The sequence below is a fragment of the Microbacterium xerophyticum genome, from assembly GCF_053543555.1.
The window spans coordinates 550511-550816 of the sequence record NZ_JBLVOB010000007.1 but is presented as its reverse complement, the minus strand read 5'-3'; the positions used below and the strand labels follow the sequence as shown (position 1 = coordinate 550816).

1 protein-coding gene is annotated in these 306 nt (G+C 70.6%); it reads left to right on the top strand.

Annotation, left to right across the window (positions count from 1 at the left end; translation table 11 throughout):
- Positions 1 to 306, top strand: a 306-nt coding sequence (locus ACNPNP_RS14190; RefSeq protein WP_448966674.1) for a hypothetical protein, incomplete at both ends; no start/stop codon positions are given.

Below are 306 nucleotides of genomic sequence, written 5' to 3'. Positions count from 1 at the left end.
CGCCCACGACCGCCGTGCGCACGCGCACGATCACACCCACGGGATCGCTCTTCCCGGCACGCCGGCCGACGACGCGGATGCCGTGTACGCCCGCGCCCTGAGACGGAGCCAGCTGCGACTCGCCCTGGGAACGGTCGCAGGATTCGTCGTGGTCGCAGCGGTGCTGACCCTCGTGATCGCGCTCGTGCCCGAGATCGATCGGCTCGTGATCGCCGGGCTGCCGCTGTCGTGGCTGCTGCACGCGTTCGCGTTCTATCCCATCATCATCGTGTTCGCCCTGCTCTACGCGCGCGGCGCCCCGCGCAA